The 23038-nt window shown below is 69.0% G+C and carries 17 protein-coding genes; 12 read left to right on the plus strand and 5 right to left on the minus strand.

Translation table 11 applies throughout. The annotated features are described in order from the left end of the window. Positions 1-8 precede the first annotated feature (8 nt). The 3 genes from recD to recC are packed head-to-tail and all read right to left on the minus strand — an operon-like array spanning position 9 to position 9102. A complete protein-coding gene (gene recD / locus FG323_RS11855; protein WP_141454889.1) occupies positions 9-2072 on the minus strand; it encodes an exodeoxyribonuclease V subunit alpha in 2064 nt (687 codons plus the stop codon). After that, the gene (gene recB / locus FG323_RS11860; RefSeq protein WP_255470163.1) at positions 2069-5770 is read right to left on the minus strand and encodes an exodeoxyribonuclease V subunit beta; all 3702 of its coding nucleotides are present in this window, start codon (positions 5768-5770) and stop codon (positions 2069-2071) included. Before recB ends, recD begins: the two co-directional genes overlap by 4 nt. After that, entirely contained in the window at positions 5767-9102 is a 3336-nt protein-coding gene (gene recC, locus FG323_RS11865) for an exodeoxyribonuclease V subunit gamma (protein ID WP_141454890.1), read from the minus strand. Before recC ends, recB begins: the two co-directional genes overlap by 4 nt. Positions 9103-9313: 211 nt before the next feature. Between recC and FG323_RS11870 the strand changes: the two genes are divergently transcribed. The 6 genes from FG323_RS11870 (at position 9314) to FG323_RS11895 (ending at position 13642) form a co-directional block, all read left to right on the plus strand. After that, complete coding sequence (locus FG323_RS11870; RefSeq protein ID WP_141454891.1) at positions 9314-10105, plus strand: ATP-binding cassette domain-containing protein; 792 nt, start codon at positions 9314-9316, stop codon at positions 10103-10105. A 226-nt stretch (positions 10106-10331) separates the two neighbouring features. Then, the gene (locus FG323_RS11875) at positions 10332-11084 is read left to right on the plus strand and encodes an MlaE family lipid ABC transporter permease subunit (RefSeq protein ID WP_141454892.1); all 753 of its coding nucleotides are present in this window, start codon (positions 10332-10334) and stop codon (positions 11082-11084) included. A 4-nt stretch (positions 11085-11088) separates the two neighbouring features. Further along, positions 11089-11622, plus strand: coding sequence for an outer membrane lipid asymmetry maintenance protein MlaD (mlaD, locus tag FG323_RS11880; protein WP_141454893.1), 534 nt, complete (start codon positions 11089-11091; stop codon positions 11620-11622). Positions 11623-11630: 8 nt separating this feature from the next. Next, positions 11631-12290 carry an ABC transporter substrate-binding protein gene (locus FG323_RS11885; RefSeq protein WP_141454894.1) on the plus strand — a complete coding sequence of 220 codons (660 nt, stop codon included), beginning with the start codon at positions 11631-11633 and terminating at the stop codon, positions 12288-12290. Beyond that, positions 12265-12573 carry an STAS domain-containing protein gene (locus FG323_RS11890; RefSeq protein ID WP_141454895.1) on the plus strand — a complete coding sequence of 103 codons (309 nt, stop codon included), beginning with the start codon at positions 12265-12267 and terminating at the stop codon, positions 12571-12573. Before FG323_RS11885 ends, FG323_RS11890 begins: the two co-directional genes overlap by 26 nt. Before the next feature lie 31 nt (positions 12574-12604). After that, positions 12605-13642 carry a VacJ family lipoprotein gene (locus FG323_RS11895; protein ID WP_141454896.1) on the plus strand — a complete coding sequence of 346 codons (1038 nt, stop codon included), beginning with the start codon at positions 12605-12607 and terminating at the stop codon, positions 13640-13642. A 194-nt stretch (positions 13643-13836) separates the two neighbouring features. Here FG323_RS11895 and rmuC read toward each other — a convergent pair whose 3' ends face one another. Then, positions 13837-15186 carry a DNA recombination protein RmuC gene (rmuC, locus tag FG323_RS11900; RefSeq protein WP_141454897.1) on the minus strand — a complete coding sequence of 450 codons (1350 nt, stop codon included), beginning with the start codon at positions 15184-15186 and terminating at the stop codon, positions 13837-13839. 130 nt (positions 15187-15316) lie between these two features. Here rmuC and leuE point away from each other — a divergent pair, with 130 nt between their 5' ends. From leuE to fabV, 4 genes are all read left to right on the plus strand, one after another. After that, positions 15317-15937, plus strand: coding sequence for a leucine efflux protein LeuE (leuE, locus tag FG323_RS11905; RefSeq protein WP_141454898.1), 621 nt, complete (start codon positions 15317-15319; stop codon positions 15935-15937). A 9-nt stretch (positions 15938-15946) separates the two neighbouring features. Next, positions 15947-16300: a DUF488 domain-containing protein gene (locus tag FG323_RS11910; protein WP_141454899.1), complete on the plus strand. Its 354-nt coding sequence runs from the start codon at positions 15947-15949 to the stop codon at positions 16298-16300. A 247-nt stretch (positions 16301-16547) separates the two neighbouring features. Continuing rightward, complete coding sequence (locus tag FG323_RS11915) at positions 16548-17969, plus strand: amino acid permease (RefSeq protein ID WP_141454900.1); 1422 nt, start codon at positions 16548-16550, stop codon at positions 17967-17969. A 170-nt stretch (positions 17970-18139) separates the two neighbouring features. Then, complete coding sequence (gene fabV, locus FG323_RS11920) at positions 18140-19357, plus strand: enoyl-ACP reductase FabV (protein ID WP_141454901.1); 1218 nt, start codon at positions 18140-18142, stop codon at positions 19355-19357. Between the two features lie 225 nt (positions 19358-19582). On the opposite strand, the gene FG323_RS11925 is transcribed toward fabV, so the two are convergent. After that, entirely contained in the window at positions 19583-20752 is a 1170-nt protein-coding gene (locus FG323_RS11925; RefSeq protein ID WP_141454902.1) for a class I SAM-dependent rRNA methyltransferase, read from the minus strand. Positions 20753-21001: 249 nt separating this feature from the next. On the opposite strand from FG323_RS11925, the gene FG323_RS11935 reads away from it, so the two are divergent. Next, a complete protein-coding gene (locus FG323_RS11935) occupies positions 21002-21961 on the plus strand; it encodes a TerC family protein (RefSeq protein WP_141454903.1) in 960 nt (319 codons plus the stop codon). 93 nt (positions 21962-22054) lie between these two features. Beyond that, positions 22055-22834: a rhomboid family intramembrane serine protease gene (locus FG323_RS11940; protein WP_141454904.1), complete on the plus strand. Its 780-nt coding sequence runs from the start codon at positions 22055-22057 to the stop codon at positions 22832-22834. Positions 22835-23038: the final 204 nt, after the last annotated feature.

Consider the following 23038-nt stretch of genomic DNA (forward strand, 5'->3'; position numbering starts at 1 on the left):
AGCCTTGGTCAAGTCGAAGCCAACCGCCATCCCAATCCCGACCACCGGCTCGCGTGCCTTGCCAGTGCTTCGCGGATTACCTCTTCGCCACCGGCCAGATGGAGTTCGCGGCGGGCGCGGGTGAGTCCGGTGTAGATCAGTTCGCGCGAGAGCACGCGGTTGGTGCGCGCGGGCAGCAGCAGCCAGACGGTGTCGAATTCCGAGCCCTGGGCCTTGTGCACGGTCATGGCGAAGGCGGACTCGTGCGCAGGCAGGGCGGCGGGATGGAAGGCGCGTGGCTGGTCCGGGTCGTCGCCGGGGAACCACGCCGCGAGCGCGCCCTGTTCGTCCCGCAGGCAGATGCCGATATCGCCATTGAACAGGCGGTGGCGGTAGCTGTTCTCGGTGACGATGAGCAGTTGGCCGTGGAAGTGGCCCTGCCCGGCGGCGCGGGGCAGGCCGGCGCCCTGGCTTTCCAGCAGCAGGCGTTCGATGCGCGCATTGAGGGTACGCGCGCCCTGTGGACCTTCGCGCACGGCGGTGAGGATGCGCAGGCGGCTGGAGAGCGCCAGCGCCTGTGCGGGCGTGGTCGCGGTCGCCAACGCTTGCCAGTGGGCGAGCAAGGCGTCCTGCTGGGTTTGCAGCGGGTCGGCGAGGTTTTCGTGGAAGTGGACGTTGGACAGTTCGCCGGCGCGCAGCAGGGTGAGCGCGGTGTCGGCATCGCCTGCGCGCACGGCGTCGGCGAGGGGAGCGAGTTGCAGCGACTCGCTCTGGCGCCAGCCACGCTGGAGATGGACGCGGATGCCGGAAAAGGTTTCCTGCGTGTCCGCGTGCGGGTCGCTGCCTTCGCCGGGACGATGGGCGATCCCGTCGATGGCGGCGGCGAGGATGGCGGACAGGACGTCGCCCGCCTCCACCGAGGGCAGCTGATCCGGATCGCCCAGCAACACCAGCCGTGAGCCGTCGGGGATGGCATCGACCAGCTTGGCCATCAGCGGCAGATCGACCATGGAGGCTTCGTCCACGACCACGGCGTCGAACGGCAAGGGATGGTCGGCGTCGTGGCGGAAGCGCGGCGAGTCGGGAATCGTGCCGAGCAGGCGATGCAGGGTGGTGCCGGTGGTGGGCAATGCGGAAAGCAGGTCGCCGTCGATGCCAGCGGCGGCCAGTGCCTGGATGGCATGGCGCACGCTTTCGGCCATGCGCTCGGCGGCGCGTCCGGTCGGCGCGGCCAGGGCGATGCGCGGCGGCGGGTGGCCGACATCGCGCGCCTGTGCCGCGAGCAGCACCAGCAGGCGCGCGGTGGTGGTGGTCTTGCCGGTGCCGGGGCCGCCGGTGACGAGCAGGAGGCCGTGATGGAGGGCGAGGGTGGCGGCCAGTGCCTGGTGATCGATGGTCGTGTTGCCCCCATCCGCCCTTCGGGCACCTTCTCCCGCAGGCGGGGGAAGGGATTTGTTGGGTTCAGCACCAAATTGCTCCTCCGCGAATAGAGGAAGTGTCTGATTCTTCCCTACCTTGAGCCCTTCCCCCGCGTGCGGGGGGTGAGGAGCATCCGTTTGCGCGGCACTGCCGCGCGGATGATCCGAACGCCTGGCGTGCTGCGCCGGGCCGGGCGGGGTTGGGATGGGGGCACCCGGAAACAGCCGAACAAACAACGCATCAAGCGCGGACACTTCTCCCGCATCAACTCGATGCGCCGCGATACGCCGCAGACCTTCCGCCAGTTGGCGTTCGTATTCGCGATAACGACGCAGGTAGAGCAGTCCCCGCTCCAGCACCAATGGCGCATGCGGATCGGAAACGGCAACCGGATCATCCGGGGTGGCAACCCAGCGCGACGCCGCCAGTTGCGAAGCCCACGCCTCCACCTCCGGCCAGGCGATATCGGCATTCGTTTCCAGCAGCGCCTGCGGCTGTGCGAGTAGCAGCCCGGCATGGCCCTTGGACACGGCGAGCGAGGCGAGCACGGTGGCGGCGAGGACGTCGTCGGGAGTGTCGCGATCGAGACGGCGCAGGCTCTGGGCAAGCGCATGATCGAGGGTGCGCAGATGGCCGGCTTGCCAGAGGTTGGCGAGGAGGTTGTAGGTGTTCATGCGCGATCACCTGGGCGGTTGCCCCCACGCCAGCCCTCCCCCGCGTGCGAGGGAGGGAGCGAATCGCGGTCGCGGGAAGAAACACCGGCGAACAGGGCGTCCAGCGCATGGACAAGCTCGGGGGCGAAGCGTTGAGCGTGGACGCCAGGCGAGGGATCCCGGGTGAGGTCCATGCCGCGGCAGAACAGGTAGCGCACACCACCGAAGTCGCGTGCATAGTCATAGGCATCGCCCAGCCGGAAACGCAGCCAGCGATGCAGGGCCAGCGTGTAAATCAGCGCCTGCAGGTCGTACTCGCTGTGCGCCATCGCCTGCTGCATCGAGGCGGTGTCATAGCCGGGCAACTGGTTGGACTTGTAGTCCAGCACGTACCAGCGCCCGTCCTGGCAGTAGGTCAGATCGATCAGGCCGGTCATCAGGCCTTCCAGCCGCTGGCGCAGGCCGAACGCGTGCCGCTGGCGCAGCACGCCATGCTCGTGCAGCAACGCGAGCAGCGCGGCGACCGGCGTGGAAGTCATGGCGAAGTGGAATTCGATTTCCGCGCGGCGCATGTCCGGCGGCAGGTCGGCCAGGCGACCGCCTTCGGGCATCACCGTGCCCAGGGTATGGCCGATCAGCGGCACCAGCACGGCGAGGCCGTCGGCGACATCGGCTTCGGCGTAACCCCCCGCGCGCAGGGCGTCGGCGATGATCCGATCCTGTCCGGCGGGCGCATCGTCGCCGGGCCGCCAGTCGCGCCAGGCGGCGAAGTCGGCGTCCTCCAGCGCGGCGTGCATGACCACGCCGAAGTGGCTGCCGGCGAAACGCGGATCGGCGGTGAAGACGGAGGCGGTGGTTTCAATGCTGGCTTCGTCGACGTCGGCCACGCGGGTTTCGTCCTCGCCGCCGGGGTCGGCCTGGGTGGCGGCGGCCAGCGGGTCGGCGCCGGATTCGGCGTGGGCGAGCTGGGTGAAGCTGTAGACCCACCAGTCGGCGGCGATACGGCGGCGGGCGACGCGCGCGGGCGCCACGCCGGCGTCGTGTTCGGCGGGCAGGCGTGGCGGCGGCGGTTCGGCCGGGCCTTCGACGATGTGGACATCGGCGTGCGTGCGCAGCGCGTCGGCGCCGACGAGCAATGGCGCCAGACGACTTCTCGCGAAATCGGTGATGTCGCCCGCGGCGATCCACAGCGCATGCTCGGCGCGGGTGAGACCGACATAGAGCAGGCGCGCGTCCTCGGCCTGGCCATCGCCGGAAGCCGCGTCGCCGGCGGCCTTCCACGCCGGATCCTCCTTGTCGATGCGCCAGCGCAGCACGCGGCGGCCGCCTTCGTGCAGCACGCGGTAGCGGCCGCTGTCCGGGCGACGGGTGCCGATGCCGGTGAAGGGCAGGTACACCAGCGGGTACTCCAGGCCCTTGCTCTTGTGCAGGGTGACGATCTGCACGCGGAGCGCGTCCGACTCCAGGCGCAGCAGCTGGGTCTCGTCGTCGGGATCGGCGTTGGCGATGCGCGCCTGCAGCCAGTCGAGCAGGCCGTGCAGGCCGAGCGTGTGCGCGGCGGCTTCCTGCAACTGTTCGCCCAGTTGCAGGTAGTTGGTCATGCGGCGCTCGCCGTCGGTCAGGCCGAGCAGGCGTTCGGCCTGTTCGGCGCACAGGTCGGACACCAGCGCGAACGGACCGCTGCGCTGCCAGCGCTCGCGCCAGTGCAGCAGGCGGGCCTGGTGGTGACGCTGCGCGTCGCCTTCGGTTTCCAGCGCGGCAATCGCGTGGGCGTCCTCGCCGAGCAGCACGGTGGACAGGGCGGCGCGCAGGCGGCCGCTGTCGGCCGGTTGCAGCAGCGCCAGCAGCAGCGTGCGCAGTTCACCGGCTTCGGTGGTTCCGAACAGGCTTTGCTTGCCGGCGGCGACGGCGGGCACGCCAGCGCGCGCGAGCGCCTGCTGCATGCGGGTGGCGTCGCGATGATTGCGTACCAGCACGGCGATGTCGCCGGGACGCACCGGACGGCCGTCGAGCAGCGCGCGGCCTGCGCGCGCGTCGTTCAATACGCGATGGATCTCGGCCACGCAGGCGGCGGTGGCGGCGTTGCGCGAGCCGTCGGCGCCGAGCGGCCGGCCATCCGCCTGGCGCAGCAGGCGCAGGGTCAACGCGGGCGCCGGTTCGCCATCGCGCAGATAGTCCGCATCGCCGCGCTTGCCGCCGGCATGCACGGGTTCGAACTGGATGCCGGGATGCAGAAAGGCATCCTGCCCCGCCTCCCGCGCGCTGTCGTAAAGCGCCTGGACGGCGCGCAGCACGCCGGGGCGCGAGCGGAAGTTGTGGTCCAGCCGCGGCGCCTCGTCGGCTTCGCCGCGCGCGAGCAGGTAGGTGGCCACGTCGCCGCCGCGGAAGCCGTAGATGGCCTGCTTGGGATCGCCAATCAGGAACAGCGCCGGCACGTCGCCGATCGCGCGCACCTCGTCCGAGTCGCCGAATACCCGCGCGAAGATGCGCCATTGGCGCTCGTCGGTGTCCTGGAATTCATCCACCAGCGCGACCCGGTACTGCGCGCGCAACCGCGCCACCAGCGCCTGCCGGTGCGGACCTTCCAGCGCTTCGGCGACGCCTTCGATCAGATCATCGTAGGTGCGCACGCGGCGCAGCCGCTTGAGCGCATCCAGGCGCTGGCGCGCCTCGGCGCGCAGGCGGTGCAGCAGGGCCGCGCGTTGCAGCAGCTGCACCCGCTGCCAGGCCGTATCGGCCTCGCACCAGTCGCGCAGGGCGTCGAACAGCGGCGATGCCGGCGCGCCGGCGCCCTGCCCTTCCTTGCAGAAGCCGGCCAGCGCCTCCGGCAGCAGCTTCTGCACGTGGGTCTTGTCGGTACGCGGCCAGTCGCCCAGCCGCGCGCCGGCCTGGAGTTCCTCGAACGCCTTGTCGAAGCTCGGCCGCTTCGCGCGCCGGCCATCGAACACCTTGTTGTCGAACGCAGCCGCAATCGCCGCGCGCGCGTCGGCTTGATGGCTGGCGATGGCCTGGATCAGGCTCGCGGCGCGGGCCGCGCGCAGGGCCTGCGTTTCGGCCTGCGCCTGCGGATCGGCATCGGCCGGCACTTGCGGATACAACGGGAGCGGTCCGCACAGCGCCGGCAGATCCCCGGCGAGCGCATCCGGTCCGTTCCACAGGCCCACCAGCGCGTCGGCGTCGGCCGGATCGGCCGCGTGCGCGCGCCACAGATCGGCGGCGACCTCGGCGTACAGATCGCGTGCGTTGCCGAGCAGTTCGAACGCATCGAAGCCCTGCCCGGTTTCCAGCGCGTGCTCGCGCAGCACGCGCGCGCAGAAACCGTGGATGGTGAAAATCGCGGCCAGATCGGTTTCCTCCGCCGCGATGCGCAGGCGGCGGGACAGCTGGTCCGGGGTTTCCTCGCCGCGTTCGAGCTGGCGCTGGAGGATGCCGCGGGTCAGCGCGACTTCGTGGCTGTCGTCGTCGCCGGCGAGCGTGCCGACGAGGCCGGCGGCCAGCGACAGGCGTTCGCGGATGCGCCTACGCAGTTCCTGGGTGGCGGCCTCGGTGTAGGTCACCGCCAGCACCTGGCCCATGCGCAGGCGCTGTTCGACGATCAGCCGGGTGAACAGGGTGGCGAGCGTGTAGGTCTTGCCGGTGCCGGCGCTGGCTTCGATCAGCTGCACGCCATCGAGCGCGCGGGTCAGGTAGGCATCGGCCGCGGGCATGGTCGCGCTCATGCGGCGTCTCCTTCGCTGGCGTCATGGTCGCGCGCGTGGCCGCGCCGCACGAGGTCGTAGATCGCCAGGCTGGTGTCTTCCAGCTGGCGATAGTCGGCTTCGTCGGCGAACGGGTCCCGGCCGCGCAGCGCGAGCCGGATCGCCTCGCCCTCGCCTTCGGCCCAGCCGCCATTGCCGTCGCCGTGCCAGCGCTTCCAGGCGGCACCGCGACGCTTTTCCGGATCGGCGTTCCAGATATCCCAGCCGGTATAGGGCGCGAACCACAGCGGTTCGCGCAGCCCCCGGGCATGCAGGGAAAGCAGATGCCGCAACGCGTCGTGCGCCTGTGCCTCGTCCAGCGCATCGATCACGTACGGACCCGGACCGTCGCCGCCGTCATGGAACTGCACCAGCGGCAGTCGCGCGCCGGCCGCGTTGGCGAGCAGCCAATCCAGGCCCCAGCGCAGCGCGGCGTTGCCGTTGATCGGGTCCGCGCGCATCCGCACCAGTCCGCGCGGATGCACGTCGGCGACGCGGCCGTGCAGTTGCACATCGTCAATGCGGACTTCATAGCGCTCGGAGGCGATGGCGTCGTTCGCCAGCCAGTCGCGGCGCGCCTGCGCGAACGGGCGGATTTCCGCGAGCAGGGTTTCGAACTGGCGTTCGCCCAGCGCGCCGGAGGGCAGCAACGCGCGGGCGCGCAAGCGGGCGCGCAGGCCGAATTCCTCGCCTGCATCGAGCGCCTCGATCACCGCCTGTTGCAGGGCGGCGCGCTCCAGCCCGCGGCCGGGCAGCACGAGTGGTTCGACGTCCTCGGCCTGCTCGATCGGCTCCGGCAGCCGCAGGCCCAGCCGCTGGGCGAGGAACTGGCCCTGCGGATCGGCGAAGAAACGGCGCAGCGTATCCAGCGACAACTCGGTGGCGGGCGCAGCCGACGCCGGCAGCGGCCCAGCCAGCCACGGCGACAACGCGGCGCGCGCACCGCCCAGGCGATCCGCGGCCGGACGCCATTGCGCGCGATAGCTGAAGCGGCGCGGCTCGTCGCCGCCGAACGCCGCCGGCGCGAACGGCTGCAACGGATGCTGCACCACCAGCGCTTTCCGCGCGGCCGGATCGGCGTGGTACGCCGCCGCCGCGTCCAGCAGTTCACTGACCAGCACCGAAGGCTCGCGGGCGCTGCCGTCGCGCGGATCCGCGCCCTGGTAACTGAGGTAGAACACATCCTGCGCAGCGGCGAACAGTTGCAGGAACAGATAGCGATCGTCCTCGCGGGTGGAGCGATCGCCATGCCGGCGGCGCTCGGTGCCCAATTCGGCGGTGAGGCGGTTGAGGCCGGCCGCCGGATCCCGGTGCGGGAACTCGCCGTCGTTCATGCCGAGCAGGCAGGTCACCCGGAACGGCAACAGCCGCATCGGCACCATCCTGCCCACGCTGATGCCGCCGGTGAGCAGCGGCGCGCGGGTGTCGGCTTCCGAAAGCAGTTCGGTGAAGTGCGCGCGCACGACTTCCGCCGGCACCTCGGCGGCGTGGCCGGCGGCCTCGGCGTCACGGGCGAAGCGATCGATCAGCGTGCGCAGGCGATCCAGCGCGCGTTGCGCGCGCGGGGCGGCCGGTCGCTCCGGCAGCAGCGCGTCGAGCAGGCGCAACAGGCGTTCGCGCCACTGCGCCGGCGCCAGCGCCTGGCCCAGGTCGCGGCGCTGGCGGGCCAGCTCGCGCAGCAGGCGAATCAGGGTGTCGAGCGCATCGAGCGCGCCGCCTTCCAGTTCCGTCCACGGCGCGACCCCGGCGATCTCGTCCGCGGCGCCGCTGGCGTGGCCCAGCAGCAGCCGGTCCAGCGCGAACTGCCAGGTGTAGGCGTCGTCGGCGGGCGCGTCGGACGCGGCGCGGTGCGCGGCGTCCAGGCCCCAGCGCGCGCCGGCCTCGCGCAGCCAGCCATGCAGGCGCTCGATGGCGTCGGTGTCCAGCCCGGCGGCCTCGGCCACAGGCGCGCTGGCCAGCAGATCGAGGATCTCGTCCAGGCCGAAGCGCGAGATCGGCAGCGCCAGCAGGCGCAGGAAGACCTCGGCCAGCGGTTCGCTGGCCAGCGGACTGGTGTCGGCCAGCGCCCACGGCAGCGCGTCGGCGTGGCCTTCGCCGCCGAACACCGCGTCCAGATACGGCACGTAGGGATCGATGTCCGGCGCCAGCACCGCGATCTCGCGCGGCTGCAACGGCGGATCGAAGCGCTTGTCATCCAGCAGCGCGCGCAGTTGGTCGTGCAGTACCTGCACTTCCCGCAGGCGGGTGTGGCAGGCGTGGATCTGCAGGCCGGGATCCTGGCGATCGACCTGCCCGCGCGGCGGACCGGATGGCACGGGACGGCGATGGAACAGATCCCGCTGCATGCGGTGCAGCAGGCTGTCGGACAGGCCGCCCTCGGCCAGGGTCGGCGCGGGATCCTGTTCGGGATCGGCATAGGCGGCGATTTCGCCGGCCGGATGCACGACTTCATAGCTGCCGAGCACGGCCATGAAATCGCGGCCGGCAGCGCCCCAGGCCTGCAACAGCGGGTTTTCGCCGGCCTCCCCGCCGAACGGGTCGGCCACGCCCGCGCGCAGGCGTTCGCCCAGCGTCTGCAGATCGCCCCAATACGCCTGGGTGGGCGTGGGGAGATAGAAATGCAGGGTGCCGGCGCGCGCCTGGGTGGCGACCACGCGCAGCACGTCGGGCGAGATGTTGAGGGTGGCGAAGGCGAACAGGCGCCCCGGCAGGCCGGCCGGCAGCGCCGAAGCGGGACCGGCGAAGCGATCCAGGTATTGCTGGATGCGGCGCGCGCGATGTTCGCGCCCGGCGGCGATGTGCCGCCACAGCAGCGCCTGCGGATCTTCCGGATCGGCGCCGGCCTCCCAGCGCAGCAGCCAGTCGCGACGCCAGGCCTGGTATTTCTCGAACACCCCGGCCAGCTCGCCGGCCAGCGCCCACGGCTTCACCGGGTCGCCGCCGGCCAGATAGGCACGCAGCGCCGCCAGCGCGGGCCGCGCCAGCAGCGCCGGATCGGTCAGCGCCGCGTACAGGCGCCAGCGCAGGCCGGCCGCATCCAGATCCTCGCCTTCGCCGGGCACGTTGGCGACCAGCGCGCGGGCGACGAACTCACCGGGAGTCAGGAATTCCAGGTTTGCCGCCACCCCGTGTTCGGCCGCCAGCGTGGCCTGCAGCCAGCGCCGCATCGCCACCTGCGGGATCAGCACCAGCTCCGGCGCCAGCAACGGCTGTCCGGGCACGGGCCGGCGCAGCTCGGCCGCCAACAGGCCCGCCAGCACGTCCAGGGAATTGGAGTGGTAGAGGCGGAAGTCGGGCATCGCGGCGTCGGGCATCCGGCTATCTTGCCGCAGCGGACCCGTGGCGCCGAGCCGGGTCCGCTCCGGCCGCCGCGTGGGCATGCGCGATGGGATTGTCTTTCCCGCCGGAAACCGGCTCCGTCGGTGCGCGTTTCCGGCACAATACCTGTACCGGTCAGTTCGGTTTTGTTCAGCCGCCAGCCGCGAAGCTTCCTCGTTGCTTTTCCGTTAAGCGCCCGCCCCCGACATGACATCCGCCGACACACCCGCCGTGCGCCTGTCCGATGTCCGCCTCGATCGCGGCGGACGCGCCATCCTGCGCGACATCGCGCTGACGGTGCCGCGCGGCAGCATCACCGCCGTGCTCGGTCCCAGCGGCAGCGGCAAGTCCACCCTGCTGGCTGCGCTGACCGGCGAACTGCCGCCGGCCGCGGGCCAGGTCGAAGTGTTCGGGCAGGCCGTGCCGCGCCGCAGCCACGCGCTGCTGGAGATGCGCAAGGGTATCGGCGTTCTGTTGCAGGGCAATGGCCTGCTCACCGATCTGACCGTGGCCGAGAACGTGGCGCTGCCGCTGCGCACCCACACCCGGCTGGCCGCGCCGCTGATCCGGCGACTGGTCGAGTTCAAGTTGAACGCGGTCGGCCTGCGCGCCGCCGCGGATCTGTATCCGCGCGAGCTGTCCGGCGGCATGGCCCGCCGCGTCGCGCTGGCCCGCGCCTTGGCGCTGGATCCGCCGCTGATGATCTACGACGAACCGCTGACCGGACTGGATCCCATCGCCAGCGGCGTGATCATGAGCCTGATCCAGCGCCTCAACGACACCCTGGGGCTGACCAGCATCATCGTCACCCACCACGTCCACGAAACCCTGCCGATCGCCGATCAGGCGCTGGTGATCGCCAACGGTGGCCTGGTGTTCACCGGTACGCCGGCCGAGCTGGAGAACACCGGCGACCCGTTGGTGCGCCAGTTCCTGCGCGGCGAACCGGATGGTCCGATCGCGTTCGATGCGGTCAAGCGCGTGGGGGAAGCCGCTTGAAGCCGGGAACCGGGAATCGGGAATCGGGAACCGAAGCCGGCTTCGTGCACGGTCCGTTTGCCGCGCTCATGAACAGCCCCCTCCTCCGCGACGCGGGGGAGGGTTGGGGTGGGGGCAGGGATGAAGACGTATTCGTCCAGGTTCCTGCATTTGCCCCCATCCGCCCTTCGGGCACCTTCCCCCGCACGCGGGGGAAGGAAGTGCTGGCTAAGGGAGGAACGCACTGATGCCGTTCGTCGCCGCCACCCGTTCGCTTGGCCGCGCGGGGCTGTTCTCGCTGTCGGTGTTCCGCGCCTCGGCGCCGACCCGTGATTTCCTCGCCGAGCTGACCCGCGAGATCTACAAGATCGGCGGGCGCTCGTTGCCGATCATCGCGGTCGGCGGCGCGTTCGTGGGGCTGGTGCTGACCCTGCAGGGCTATCGCACCCTGACCACGTTCGGCGCCTCCGACGCGCTGTCGACGCTGCTGGGCCTTTCGCTGTACCGCGAACTGGGTCCGGTGCTGACCGCGCTGCTGTTCATCGGCCGCGCCGGCAGTTCGATCGCCGCCGAGCTGGGCCTGATGCGCGCCACCGATCAGATCAAGGCGCTGGAGCTGATGGCCATCGATCCGGTCGCCAAGGCGGTCGCGCCGCGCTTCTGGGCGGCGGTGCTGACGGTGCCGCTGCTGACCGGCTTCTTCTGCAGCCTGGCGATCAGCGCCAGCTATTTCGAAGCCGTGCACGTGCTGGGCCTGGACAACGGCACGTTCTGGTCCGCGCTGCAGAACAGCGTGGATTTCTGGGACGACTTCGGCGTGGCGCTGCTGAAGTCGGCGGTGTTCGGCGGCACCAGCGCGCTGGTCGCGGCCTACGTGGGCTACCACGCCGAACCGACCATCGAAGGCACCTCGGTGGCGACCACCCGCGCGGTGGTGAACGCCTCGCTGCTGGTGCTGATGTTCAATTTCGTCCTTTCCGCCCTGCTTTTCCGGAGTTGATGCCATGGCCGTCCGTGGACCCCGTCTCGAATTCGCCGTCGGCGCCTTCCTGCTGCTGGCCCTGGCCTCGCTGCTGGTGCTGGCGATCGCCTCCACCAACAAGCGCTTCGGCATCGGTGGCGGCAGCTACGAGCTGAAGGCGCGCTTCACCAACCTGGGCCAGCTGCGCAAACAGGCGCCGGTCAAGATCGGCGGCGTGGTGGTCGGCCAGGTGGCCGACATTCAGCTGGATCCGGTCAAGTTCGAGTCCATCGTCACCCTGTCCCTGGATACCAAGTTCAAGGATCTGCCCGCCGATACCTCCGCCGGCATCTTCACCAGCGGCCTGCTGGGCGAGAACTACGTCGGCCTGTCGCCCGGCGGCGATCCGGAAGTACTGAAGCCCGGCGAGGAAATCGCCTTCACCCAACCGGCCGTGGATCTGTTGCAGCTGGCCGGCAAATACATGTTCAGCGGCGGCGGCAGCGCCGGCAGCAGCCCCCCCGGCGAAGAAGCCGCTCCGCCCGCACAACCGACGGAAGAACAACCCCAGCCATGAAAACGATCATGAAACGTTCCCTCCTGCCGTTCGCCCTCGCCACCGCGCTGCTTGCAGGCACGCCGGTGCTCGCCAGCGCGCAGACCGCCGCCGCCCAGACCGCGCCGAGTTCGGCCAGCCAGGTGGTGCTGACCAACAGCTCGCGCATCATCGGCACGCTGGAAAAGCGCCGTGCCGAGTTCAAGGCCAACCCGGCCACCCTGCGCCAGTACGTGTCCGGCGAGTTCAACAACCTGTTCGATCGCGACTACGCGGCCCGGCTGGTGCTGGGCATCCATGGACGCGGCGCCAGCGACGCCGATATCAAGGTTTTCGCCGACGCGCTCGGCGACAGCCTGATGACCCGTTACGGTTCGGCGCTGCTCGACTTCAACACCCAGCTGAAGGTGCGGGTGAAGTCCGAGTCCGCCCTGCCCGGCGGCCGCGGCGTGAAGGTCGCCAGCGAAATGCTGCGCCCGGACGGCGAGCCGATTCCGGTGGACTACCTGCTGCGCCAGGCGGGCGGCAAGTGGAAGGTGTTCGACGTGATGGTGGAGGGCGTCTCGTTCGTGCAGACGTTCAAGACCCAGTTCGATACCCCGCTGCGGCAGAAATCGATCAGCCAGGTCGCCGCCGACCTGCGTGCCGGCAAGTTGCAGACCAATGCCAGCGCCAGCGGCAAGAAGTGACGCCGGCGTCGCCCGCGAGGGCGACGCGCTGGTGTTCCGCGGTGCGCTGGATCGCGCCGCGGCGGTCGCGCTGTGGCCCCAGCTGGCCAAGGCCACCGGCGCGCAACGCATCGTCCTGACCAATGTCACTACCGTGGACAGCGCGGGCTTGGCATTGTTGGCCGAACTGGCCGCGCAGGTACGCGCGTCCGGCGGCACGGTGGCCATCGAAGGCCAGCCGGCCGGCTTCACCGATCTGTGCGCCGCGTACCGCCTGACGCCGGGACTGGAGTTCCCGGCCTGACCCTCTCCCCCCGAGATTCCAAGGAAACGGGATGAACACCTTCCGACTCTGCACCGTGCTCCTGTTCGCCGCGCTGGCCACGGCCTGCGCGTCGGCGCCGAAGACGGCTTCCGCTCCGGATCCCGCCGCCGACGCCACCGTGATCGACGGCGGCGCACCGGCGGCCGCCGCCGAAGCCGCGCCTTCGTCCTCGACTGAAATCGCACCGGATCCCGGCGCCACGGTTCCGCCGGTGGAAGTGCCGGCCACCACCGCGACCACCGATGCCGATGCGCCGGCCACCAGTGCCGAAGACGACTTCGCCGCCATCTACGGCGGTGCGGTGGCCGATCCCACCCTGCCCGCCGCGGTGTCCTCGCCGGCGGTGTACGACCCGTGGGAGAAGTTCAACCGCAAGGTGCACCGCTTCAACAACGCGGTGGATCGCGCGGTCGCGCGTCCGCTGGCCCGCGCCTATTCCAACGTGGTGCCGCGTCCGATGCGCCTGGGCGTGAGCAACTTCTTCGACAACCTGACCCAGCCGCTGGCCGCCATCAACCACCTGCTGCAGGGCCGCCCCAAGCACGCGGGCCAGGCGCTGGGCCGATTCCTGCTGAACTCCACGCTGGGCATCGGCGGCATTTTTGATCCCGCCTCCGACGCGAAACTGCCCCGCCGCAGCGAGGATTTCGGCCAGACCCTGGGCGTCTGGGGCTGGAAGAAATCGCGCTACGTGGAACTGCCTTTCTTCGGCCCGCGCACCGTGCGCGACGTGTTCGGCCTGGCTGGCGACATTCCGCTCAGTCCGGTGCGCTACATCGAGGACGACAAGACCCGCATCTTCCTGCAGGGCCTGAACCTGGTGGATACCCGCGCCCAGCTGCTGTCGCTGGACAGCCTGCGCGAAGGTGCGGTCGACGACTACACCCTGGTCCGCGATTCGTGGATGCAGCGCCGCGCCTATCAGATCGAGGGCACCCGCTCGCAGGATCAGGACCAGTCGCTGCCGGACTACCTCAACGACGAGGATCCGGATCCGACCGTTCCGGCCAACGCGATGCCGATGCCGGAGATCACTCCGGGCGGCTGAGGCCTCTCCCCCGTGTGAGCACGTGAGTCGCGGTCCAATCCCTCATCAAAACCGGCGCTCTGCGCCGGTTTTGTTTTTTGCCCGGTTCCGGATGGCTTCCTGTGGGAGCGACGTGAGTCGCGAGCTTTCAGCTTCCGAACGGTGGAAGAATCGCGACTCACGTCGCTCCCACAGGGGTGGGTTCAAGGTTGACGCTATTCCGCCTCGTCGGCGCCGAGCAGCTTCTGGCTGTCCTCGCCGGGCAGGGCTTCCACGTTGCGCAACTGGCGCTCGATGGCGCGGGTGCGCACGCCGGCGGCCTTGATGCTGTTCTGCACGGTGTCGAGCTGGCTGTGGGCCTTCTCCAGTACCGTCGCGAACTTGCCGAACTCGGTCTTCACCGCACCCAGCAGGTGGCGGACCTCGCTGGAGCGCTGTTCGATGGCCAGGGTGCGGAAACCCATCTGCAGGCTGTTGAGCAGCGCCGCGAGCGTGGTCGGGCCGGCGATCACGATGCGGTGTTCGCGCTGCAACGTATCGACCAGGCCGGGCCGGCGGATCGCTTCCGCATAGAGACCCTCGGTGGCCAGGAACATCACCGCGAAATCGGTGGTGTGCGGCGGCACCACGTATTTTTCGTTGATTGACTTGGCCTGCACCTTGATCGCGCGTTCGAGCTGCGCGCCCGCGCCGCGCATCGCCTCGGTGTCGCCGCGCTCCTGCGCGTCCAGCAGGCGCTCGAAATCCTCGCGCGGGAACTTGGCGTCGATCGGCAGCCACACCGGGGCCTGATCCTCGCCGCGCCCGGGCAGACGGATGGCGAAGTCGACCGCTTCGCTGCTGTCGGGGCGAACCCGTACGCCGCGCGCGAACTGCTCGCCGGTGAGCACCTGTTCGAGCAGGTTCTCCAGCTGCACTTCACCCCAGCCGCCGCGATCCTTGACGTTGTTCAGCACGCGCTTGAGATCGCCCACGCCGGTGGCCAACTGCTGCATTTCGCCCAGCCCGCGCTGCACCTGTTCCAGTCGCTCGGATACCAGCTTGAACGAGGCGCCCAGCCGCGCTTCCAGGGTGGTCTGCAGTTTTTCATCCACCGTCTGCCGCATCTGCTCCAGCTTGGCGGTGTTGTCGGCCTGCAGTTCCTTCAGTCGCGCTTCCAGAGTGGTGCGCATCTCGCCGATGCGCAGTTCGTTGCGCTGGGTCAGTTCGGCCAGCCGCTGGCCCAGGGTGTCGGCGAAACGCTGCTGCGATTCGGCCGCTTCCAGCCGGCCTTTGCGGGCATCCTCGTTCAGTGCCTCGCGCAGGATGTCCAGTCGCTGGTCGGTGCGGGTGCTCAGGTCGGCCAGGCTGCGACCGAATCCCTCGATGCGGATTTCCTGCTGGCGCGACAATCCTTCCAGCTGCTCGCGCAGCTCGCCGCGGCCGTCACGCTGCTCGTCGCGCAGCGCGCGCTCCAGCACGCCGCCCAGACGGTCCTCGGGCCGGCGCAGGAGCAGCACGACCAGCAGCGCGATGGCCACCGCGGCGAGGATGAGGAGCAACAAGAGCAGGGTCTGGGTATCCATGGCGGACAGTGTAGCCGGGCGCGTCTCAGGCCTTGATACCAAAGTCTCCGCAACCCGTCGGCGCACGTGCATGACAGGCCGGATTTTCGGGCGCAGAATCGCGATTTCCCCTCATCGAAACGAGTCCGCCATGCAGTGGATGGGCATCCAGGATCTCGGCACCTTCGTGGCGGCCGTGATCGTCTTCCTCGCCATACCCGGTCCGGGCACGTTTTCGCTGCTGACGGCCACCGGCAAAGGCGGCCTGCGCGCCGGTTACGCGACGCTGGCCGGGCTGGCGCTGGGCGATCAGATCCTGATGTGGCTGGCCGTGATCGGCGTGGCGGCGCTGCTGAAGGCCAATCCGGTGCTGTTCGGGCTGGTGAAGTACGCGGGTGCGGCCTATTTGATCTGGATCGGCATCCAGTTGCTGTGGCAGCGCGGCGAAGGCGCAGGCGGTCCGGTGCGGATGGAAGCCGGGCGCTATTTCCGCCAGGGCATCCTGGTCACCCTGCTGAATCCGAAGGCCATCATCTTCTACATGGCGTTCTTCCCGCTGTTCATCGATCCGGCCCACCACCAGGGCCTGGCGACCTTCGCCACGATGGCGGCGTTGATCGCGGTGATCACGCTGCTGTACTGCTCGCTGCTGATCCTGACCGGACATGCGATGAGCCAGCGGGTGCGCCAGCAGCCACGCCTGCGGCGCTGGCTGCAATCGCTGGCGGGTGTTTTTCTGGTCGGCTTCGGCGTGCGGCTGGGCACCGGTTGAGGACATTCCATGGACCTGCGGATCAAGCGTGCCTATGAACCCGCCGCGCGGACGGACGGCAGGCGGATCCTGGTCGACCGTCTTTGGCCGCGCGGGGTGTCGAAGGAAAAGCTCGATGCGGAGTGGATGAAGGCGGTGGCGCCCAGCGCGGAACTGCGTATCTGGTACGGGCATGAGCCTTCGCGCTGGGATGGGTTCCGGGAGCGTTACTTCGCCGAACTGGACGCCCAGCCCGAAGCGCTGGTCCCGCTGCGCGAGGCCTTGAAGCACGGCCGGGTGACCCTGGTCTACGGCGCGCGCGACCCCGAGCACAACCAGGCCGTGGCGCTGGCGGAGTACCTGAAGAAGCATCGCGGGCGATAGGGGTTCGGCGTCCGGGGCAGAAGCGAAAAGCAAATCCCCCTTGGTCCCCCTTCTCCGAAGGGGGAGAGAAGCGCTTGCTTCTCGCGCAAGACATCCAGCGCTCCTCGGCAACCGTAAACCCGGACACCGGTGGTGCGCTGCCGATTGCCACCGAGGCGGCCGGCCTTTAGCCTGCTCGCGCCTCGATGCGCATTGGCGCCGAGGTCCGCCCGGCCTGCCGGGTCCCCTCCGTATTCAAGGACATCCCATGCAGAGCTGGCTCCGGCGCAAGTCCATCGATCGCGTCACCGTGCACGAGGAGGGCCGCCGGCTGGTGCCCACGCTGAGCTGGCCCCATCTGGTGGCGCTGGGCATCGGCGCGATCGTCGGTACCGGCATCTACACCCTGATCGGGGTGGGCGCGAACCTGGCCGGACCCGCCGTGCTGCTGTCGTTCGTGGTCGCCGGCGTGGTCTGCGCCTGCGCGGCGCTGGCCTATGCCGAGATGGCGACGCTCATGCCGGCCGCCGGCAGCGCCTACACCTACAGCTATACCGTACTGGGCGAATCCATCGCCTGGGTGGTCGGCTGGAGCCTGATTCTCGAGTACTCGCTGGTGGTCAGCACGGTTGCGGTGGGCTGGTCGGGCTACGCGGTCGGCTTCCTGAAAGGCATGGGCGTTGATTTGCCGACCCTGCTGACCGTCGGTCCGCACGCCGGCGGCCTGGTCAACCTGCCGGCGGTGCTGATCACCTTCGTGGTGGCTGGCCTGCTGATTGCCGGCACCCGCGAGAGCGCCACCCTCAACGCCATCCTGGTGGTGGTGAAAGTGATCGCGCTGGCGGTGTTCGTCGCCATCGCGCTGCCCCAGTTCGATGCGTCCCACCTGGAACCCTTCATGCCCTACGGCTTCGTCAAGTCGATGGGTGCGGATGGCGTCGAACGCGGGGTGATGGCCGCGGCGGCGATCATCTTCTTCGCTTTCTACGGCTTCGATGCGATCTCCACCGCCGCGGAAGAAACCAAGAATCCCGGCCGCGATCTTTCGATCGGCATCGTCGGTTCGATGATCGGCTGCACCCTGATCTACATCGTGGTCGCGGCCGCCGCCGTCGGCGCGATGAGCTATACCGTGTTCGGCCAGAGCCCGGAGCCGCTGGCGCTGATCCTGCGCGAACTCGGCCAGGGCACCGCCGCCAAGGTGATCGCCGGCGCGGCGGTGGTGGCGCTGCCGACCGTGCTGCTCGCCTTCCTTTACGGCCAGAGCCGCATCTTCTTCGTGATGTCGCGCGACGGCCTGCTGCCGCGCGGGCTGTCCAAGGTCAACGCGCGCACCGGCACGCCGGTGGCGATCACGGTGTTCACCGCGATCCTGGTAGCGGCGCTGGCCGGCGTGGCACGCCTGGACGAGATCGCCGCGCTGGCCAATGCCGGCACGCTGGCGGCGTTCATCGCGGTGGCGGTGTGCCTGCTGGTGCTGCGCAAGCGCGATCCCGATCGCCCGCGCGTGTTCCGCACGCCGGCCGCCTGGCTGGTCGGCCCGCTGGCGATCGGCGGCTGCCTCTATCTGTTCTGGAGCCTGCCGCGCACCACCCAGTTGTGGTTCCTGGCCTGGAATGCCATCGGTGTGGTGGTCTACCTGCTGTACAGCCGGCGCAGCAGCCTGCTGGCCAAAGGCAGCGACGCGTAAGCCTTGTGGCTGGCAACGCGCCGGGAAGAAGCGGGCTTCTGCCCGCTTTTTTCATGCCGGATGGCGACAGTACGCAAGCGAACGGAATATTCCCGGTGCCGGCGCGCTTCATTCCCCGGGGCGCGGGCGGGTAAGATGCCGCGCAGACAAACACCGCCTGGTATCCGACGTTGATCATCCATCCCAAAGTCCGCGGCTTCATCTGCACCACCACCCATCCGCTCGGCTGCGAGCTCAACGTGCGCGACCAGATCGCCGCCACGCGCGCACAGGGCGTGCGCGCGGACGGTCCGAAGAAGGTGCTGGTGATTGGTGCGTCCAGCGGTTACGGGTTGGCGGCGCGCATCTCGGCCGCGTTCGGCTTCGGCGCCGATACCCTGGGCGTGTTCTTCGAAAAACCGGGCAGCGAGAAGAAGGCCGGCACCGCCGGTTGGTACAACGCCGCCGCGTTCGACAAGTTCGCCAAGGAAGCCGGGCTCTACAGCCGTTCCATCAATGGCGACGCGTTCTCGGATGAAGCCCGCGCTCAGGTCATCGAACTGATCAAGAACGAAATGGGCGGCCAGGTCGATCTGGTGATCTACTCGCTGGCCTCGCCGGTGCGCAAGCTGCCCTCGACCGGCGAACTGAAGCGCTCGGCGCTCAAGCCAATCGGTGCGGCCTATACCTCCACCGCCATCGACACCAACAAGGACGCCATCATCCAGGCGACCATCGAGCCGGCCACCGAGCAGGAAATCGAGGACACCATCACCGTGATGGGTGGCCAGGACTGGGAACTGTGGATCGATGCGCTGGCCAAGGCCGGCGTGCTGGCCGACGGCGCGCGCACGGTCGCCTTCAGCTACATCGGCACCGACATCACTTGGCCGATCTACTGGCATGGCGCGCTGGGCCGGGCCAAGGTCGATCTGGACCAGACCGCGCACCGCCTGGACAAGCGCCTGGAAGCGACTGGCGGCAGCGCCAATGTCGCCGTGCTGAAGTCGGTGGTGACCCAGGCCAGCTCCGCGATTCCGGTGATGCCGCTGTACATCAGCATTGTGTTCAAGGTGATGAAGGAGCTGGGCCTGCACGAAGGCACCATCGAGCAGCTCGATCGCCTGTTCCGCGATCGCATGTATCGCGCGGATGGCCAGCCCGCGCAGACCGACGACGAGAACCGCCTGCGCCTGGACGACTGGGAGCTGCGCCCGGAAGTGCAGGCCAAGGCCAAGGCGCTGTGGCCGCAGATCACCAGCGAGAACCTGTTCGCGCTGACCGACTACGCCAACTACAAGCACGAATTCCTGAAGCTGTTCGGTTTCGAGCGCGATGACGTGGACTATGACGCCGACGTGGATCCGGATGTGAAGTTCGACTGCATCGAGCTGTCGCCGGAAGGCTGAGGGATCAGGGAGCTTTCTTGCTTCTGCCTCCCCCTTCGGAGAAGGGGGACCGAGGGGGATTTGCTTTTTGGCGCGAAGAGCAAATCCCCCGTCGCCTTCGGCGCCCGCCCCCTTTTTCAAAGGGGGCTATGAGAAAGTCCTATCATCCGGAACCCGCTTCTTCTTCCCCCTTTGCAAAAGGGGGATTGAGGGGGATTTGCTTTTGCAAGGTGCCCCGCCGACCGCTCAGTCCACCACCCGGCAGAACACCGCCTTCAGGTAGCGCGATTCCTGCACGTGCGCCATGAAGGGATGGTCGGCGCCGGCGCCGGACACCTTGAGGATCTGGATGGTGCGGCCGGAGAAGTAGGCCGCGCGGCGCAGCATGTCGAGGAACTGCTCCTCGCTGACCAGGCCGGTGCAGGAGAAGGTCGCGAACAGGCCGCCCGGCTTGACCACGCCCAGCGCCAGCTTGTTCATGTCCAGGTACTTCTTCAGCGCCGCGATGACCTGTTCGCGGTCGCGGGTCATCTTGGCCGGGTCCAGGATCACCACGTCGTACTGGTCGCCCCGGTTCGCCGCGTCGCGCAGGTACGGGAAGATGTCGGCCTGCACGAACTTCGGCCGCACGTCGTTCAAGCGCGCGTTGCCCTTGGCGATCTCGATCACGTCCTGGTCGATGTCCACGCCAACCACTTCGCTGGCGCCGCGCGCGGCCGCGTAGACGGCGAAACCGCCGGTGTTGCAGCACAGGTCCAGCACCCGCTTGCCGCCGCACTGGTGCGACAGCCATTCGCGGTTCTCGCGCTGGTCGGCGAAGAAGCCGGTCTTGTGCGCGCCGGCCGGATCGGCGCGGAACTTCACCCCGTACTCGCTGATGACCGCCGGCGGCACCGGATCGCTGCCGCGGAAGTCGAAGCTCTCCTGTTTCTGGATGTGCTCCTCGGCGAAGCTGTAGAAGCGCGCGCCGGGGAACTGTTCCTGCAGGGCCTCGTAGATCCACTCGCGGTGGCGGAACATGCCGGCGCTGAAGAACTCGACCACCAGCAGGTCGCCGTAGCGATCCACCACCAGGCCCGACAGGCCGTCGCCCTCGGCGTGGACCACCCGCCAGGCGTCGGTGGTCGCGTCCAGCTTGAGCACGTCACGCCGCAGCGACACCGCCTCGGCGATCTTGCGCGAGAACCAGCCGGCGTCGACCGGAACCTCCGGATGGGTCTCCAGGATGCGCACGGCGATGCGCGAATGGCCGTTGTAGAAGCCCCGGCCAATCCACTCGCCGTCCACCCCGACCACGTCGACGATGCTGCCCGGCTTGGGCTTCTGGGCGGGTTTTTCCACCAGCTTCTGGAAAATCCACGGGTGGCTGGAGCGCCAGGCGTTCTTGAGGCGTACGACGGGGAGCGGGCTGTTCATGAACGCCATTTTACCTTTCCCGTTGACCGGCCCGGCCCCTTGCCCTGAAAATCGCCGCCAGAAGGGGAGTAGCTCCCAACGTGCCGGCCGTCATTTCGAGCGTTCACGCTCCGGTCCCACGGCAGCCAGAGACCTGGCTGTGAGCGAGACCTTCGCCGCAACGGCGAAGATCTGCCCCGGAGTCCCCCCGATCCCGTGCATGCCTGTCGCCCTGCGGCCTGGACTTGACTCTTTCCGACGGGACTTTCGATGCAAACGATAGGCAATCCATGGTTGTGGGCCGGCTTCGCCGGCGTGGTGGTGATCGCGCTGCTGGTCGATCTGGTGCTGATGCGCCACGGCGGCGCGCACCGGGTGACGTTCAAGGAGGCGCTGTACTGGAGCCTGGGCTGGATCGGCCTGGCACTGCTGTTCAACGCCGGCCTGTGGTGGTACCTCAATGAAACCGCCGGCGTGGCGATGGCCAACAAGGTCGGCCTGGAGTTCCTCACCGGTTACCTGGTGGAGAAGTCGCTGGCGGTCGACAACATCTTCGTGTTCCTGATGTTGATGAGCTACTTCGCGGTGCCGGAGGAGCAGCGCCAGCGCGTGCTGGTGATCGGCATCCTCGGCGCGATCGTCCTGCGCAGCATCCTGATCTTCGCCGGCGCCGCGCTGTTGGCCCATTTCCACTGGCTGCTGTACGTGTTCGGCGCGTTCCTGCTGCTGACCGGCGTGAAGATGTGGTTCGCCGCCGGCAAGGAGCCGGATCTGGAGCGCAACCCGGTGCTGCGCTGGATGCGCGGGCACCTGCCGCTCTCGCCCGATTACCACGGCGAGGCGCTGAGCGTCGTCCGCGACGGCAAGCGCTGGTACACGCCGTTGTTCGTGGTGCTGGTGTTGATCGGCGTCACCGACGTGATCTTCGCGGTGGACAGCATCCCGGCGATCTTCGCGATCACCGCAGACCCGTTCATCGTGTTGACCTCCAACGTGTTCGCGGTGCTGGGCCTGCGCGCGATGTTCTTCCTGCTGGCCGGCATGGCCGATCGCTTCCACCTGCTGCCCTACGGCCTGGCGGTGGTGCTGGCCTTCATCGGCACCAAGATGCTGCTGATCGACGTGTTCAAGATCCCGGTGCTGTGGTCGCTGGCCGGCGTCGCCGCGATCCTGGGCGTGACCATCGCCCTCAGCCTGGCGCGTCCGGCCAAGCCGGGCACGCATGCCTGACCGGCCGCGGGGACGGCCATCCCGCCCACGGGATGGTCTGTCCCCGGCCGCCGGCCCTTGCAAACGCGGGGGCCGGGCGCCATCCAGATTTCCATGGACCTGCATCATCCCGATCATCCGGCCTTCGATCCGGACACCCAGCGCCGGCATGACCGCCGGCGCCTGCTGTGGGCGCTGAATCTCAGTCTGGCCTTCGTGCTGCTGCTGGCGGTGGTGTTCTCGGCGCAGTCGAGTTTCAACTGGGCACCGTTCGCCATCGCGCCGCTGCAGGCGCAGGGTCTGCTCGGCATCCTGACCGCGCCGCTGCTGCACGGTTCGGTCGAGCACATCGCCGCCAACGCCACCGCCCTGCTGATGCTCGGCACCCTCGCCGGCGCGGTGTACCCGCGCGCGACCGCCTGCGCCGTGCCGCTGGTGTGGCTGGGCGCGGGACTGGGGCCGTGGCTGCTGGGCGATCCGGGTTCGCATCACCTCGGCGCCAGCGGCCTGACCCATGGCCTGATGTTCATGATCTTCATGCTTGGCCTGCTGCGCCGGGATCGCGCCGCGATCGCGGCCGGCATGATCGCTTTCCTGTTCTACGGTGGCATGGTGCTGAGCATCCTGCCGCAGGAACCCGGCGTGTCCTGGCAGGCCCACATGGGCGGCGCCGTCGGCGGTTTCATCGCCGCGCTCCTGTTCCGCCGGCTGGATCCGCCGCTGCCGCGCAAGCGCTACAGCTGGGAAGACGAGGAAGAGTCGATCGCGCCGATCGACGACGAACTGGAACCACCGGCGCCGCGCGAGGTGCCGGTGCTGTGGGTGCGCCCGCAGGACGACGGCACGCGCGGTGTGGTGCTGCGCTTTCCGCCGCGAGAGCCGCCGGGGCAGTAGGCCGTTTGCCTGTTGGAGTGATTCCTCTGCGATCCGGCTTTGTTCGAGCGGGTCGGGAATCGCGACTGACGTCGCTCCCACAGGATGTGGATTCTCGGCATTGTTCCTTGTGGGAGCGACGTGAGTCGCGAGTTTTTTATTCGTCGAACGAGATGGGAGCGTCGCGACTGACGTCGCTCCTACAGGGACGGACTGATGGCACCG

This window comes from Pseudoxanthomonas sp. z9 (genome assembly GCF_006542425.1).
Lineage (GTDB): Bacteria > Pseudomonadota > Gammaproteobacteria > Xanthomonadales > Xanthomonadaceae > Pseudoxanthomonas_A.

Coding starts and splice junctions, on each gene's coding strand:
- recD (WP_141454889.1), bottom strand. CDS start 2,072: ATGAACACCTACAACCTCCTCGCCAACCTCTGGCAAGCCGGCCATCTG.
- recB (WP_255470163.1), bottom strand. CDS start 5,770: ATGAGCGCGACCATGCCCGCGGCCGATGCCTACCTGACCCGCGCGCTC.
- recC (WP_141454890.1), bottom strand. CDS start 9,102: ATGCCCGACGCCGCGATGCCCGACTTCCGCCTCTACCACTCCAATTCC.
- FG323_RS11870 (WP_141454891.1), top strand. CDS start 9,314: ATGACATCCGCCGACACACCCGCCGTGCGCCTGTCCGATGTCCGCCTC.
- FG323_RS11875 (WP_141454892.1), top strand. CDS start 10,332: ATGCCGTTCGTCGCCGCCACCCGTTCGCTTGGCCGCGCGGGGCTGTTC.
- mlaD (WP_141454893.1), top strand. CDS start 11,089: ATGGCCGTCCGTGGACCCCGTCTCGAATTCGCCGTCGGCGCCTTCCTG.
- FG323_RS11885 (WP_141454894.1), top strand. CDS start 11,631: ATGAAACGTTCCCTCCTGCCGTTCGCCCTCGCCACCGCGCTGCTTGCA.
- FG323_RS11890 (WP_141454895.1), top strand. CDS start 12,265: ATGCCAGCGCCAGCGGCAAGAAGTGACGCCGGCGTCGCCCGCGAGGGC.
- FG323_RS11895 (WP_141454896.1), top strand. CDS start 12,605: ATGAACACCTTCCGACTCTGCACCGTGCTCCTGTTCGCCGCGCTGGCC.
- rmuC (WP_141454897.1), bottom strand. CDS start 15,186: ATGGATACCCAGACCCTGCTCTTGTTGCTCCTCATCCTCGCCGCGGTG.
- leuE (WP_141454898.1), top strand. CDS start 15,317: ATGCAGTGGATGGGCATCCAGGATCTCGGCACCTTCGTGGCGGCCGTG.
- FG323_RS11910 (WP_141454899.1), top strand. CDS start 15,947: ATGGACCTGCGGATCAAGCGTGCCTATGAACCCGCCGCGCGGACGGAC.
- FG323_RS11915 (WP_141454900.1), top strand. CDS start 16,548: ATGCAGAGCTGGCTCCGGCGCAAGTCCATCGATCGCGTCACCGTGCAC.
- FG323_RS11925 (WP_141454902.1), bottom strand. CDS start 20,752: ATGAACAGCCCGCTCCCCGTCGTACGCCTCAAGAACGCCTGGCGCTCC.
- FG323_RS11935 (WP_141454903.1), top strand. CDS start 21,002: ATGCAAACGATAGGCAATCCATGGTTGTGGGCCGGCTTCGCCGGCGTG.
- FG323_RS11940 (WP_141454904.1), top strand. CDS start 22,055: ATGGACCTGCATCATCCCGATCATCCGGCCTTCGATCCGGACACCCAG.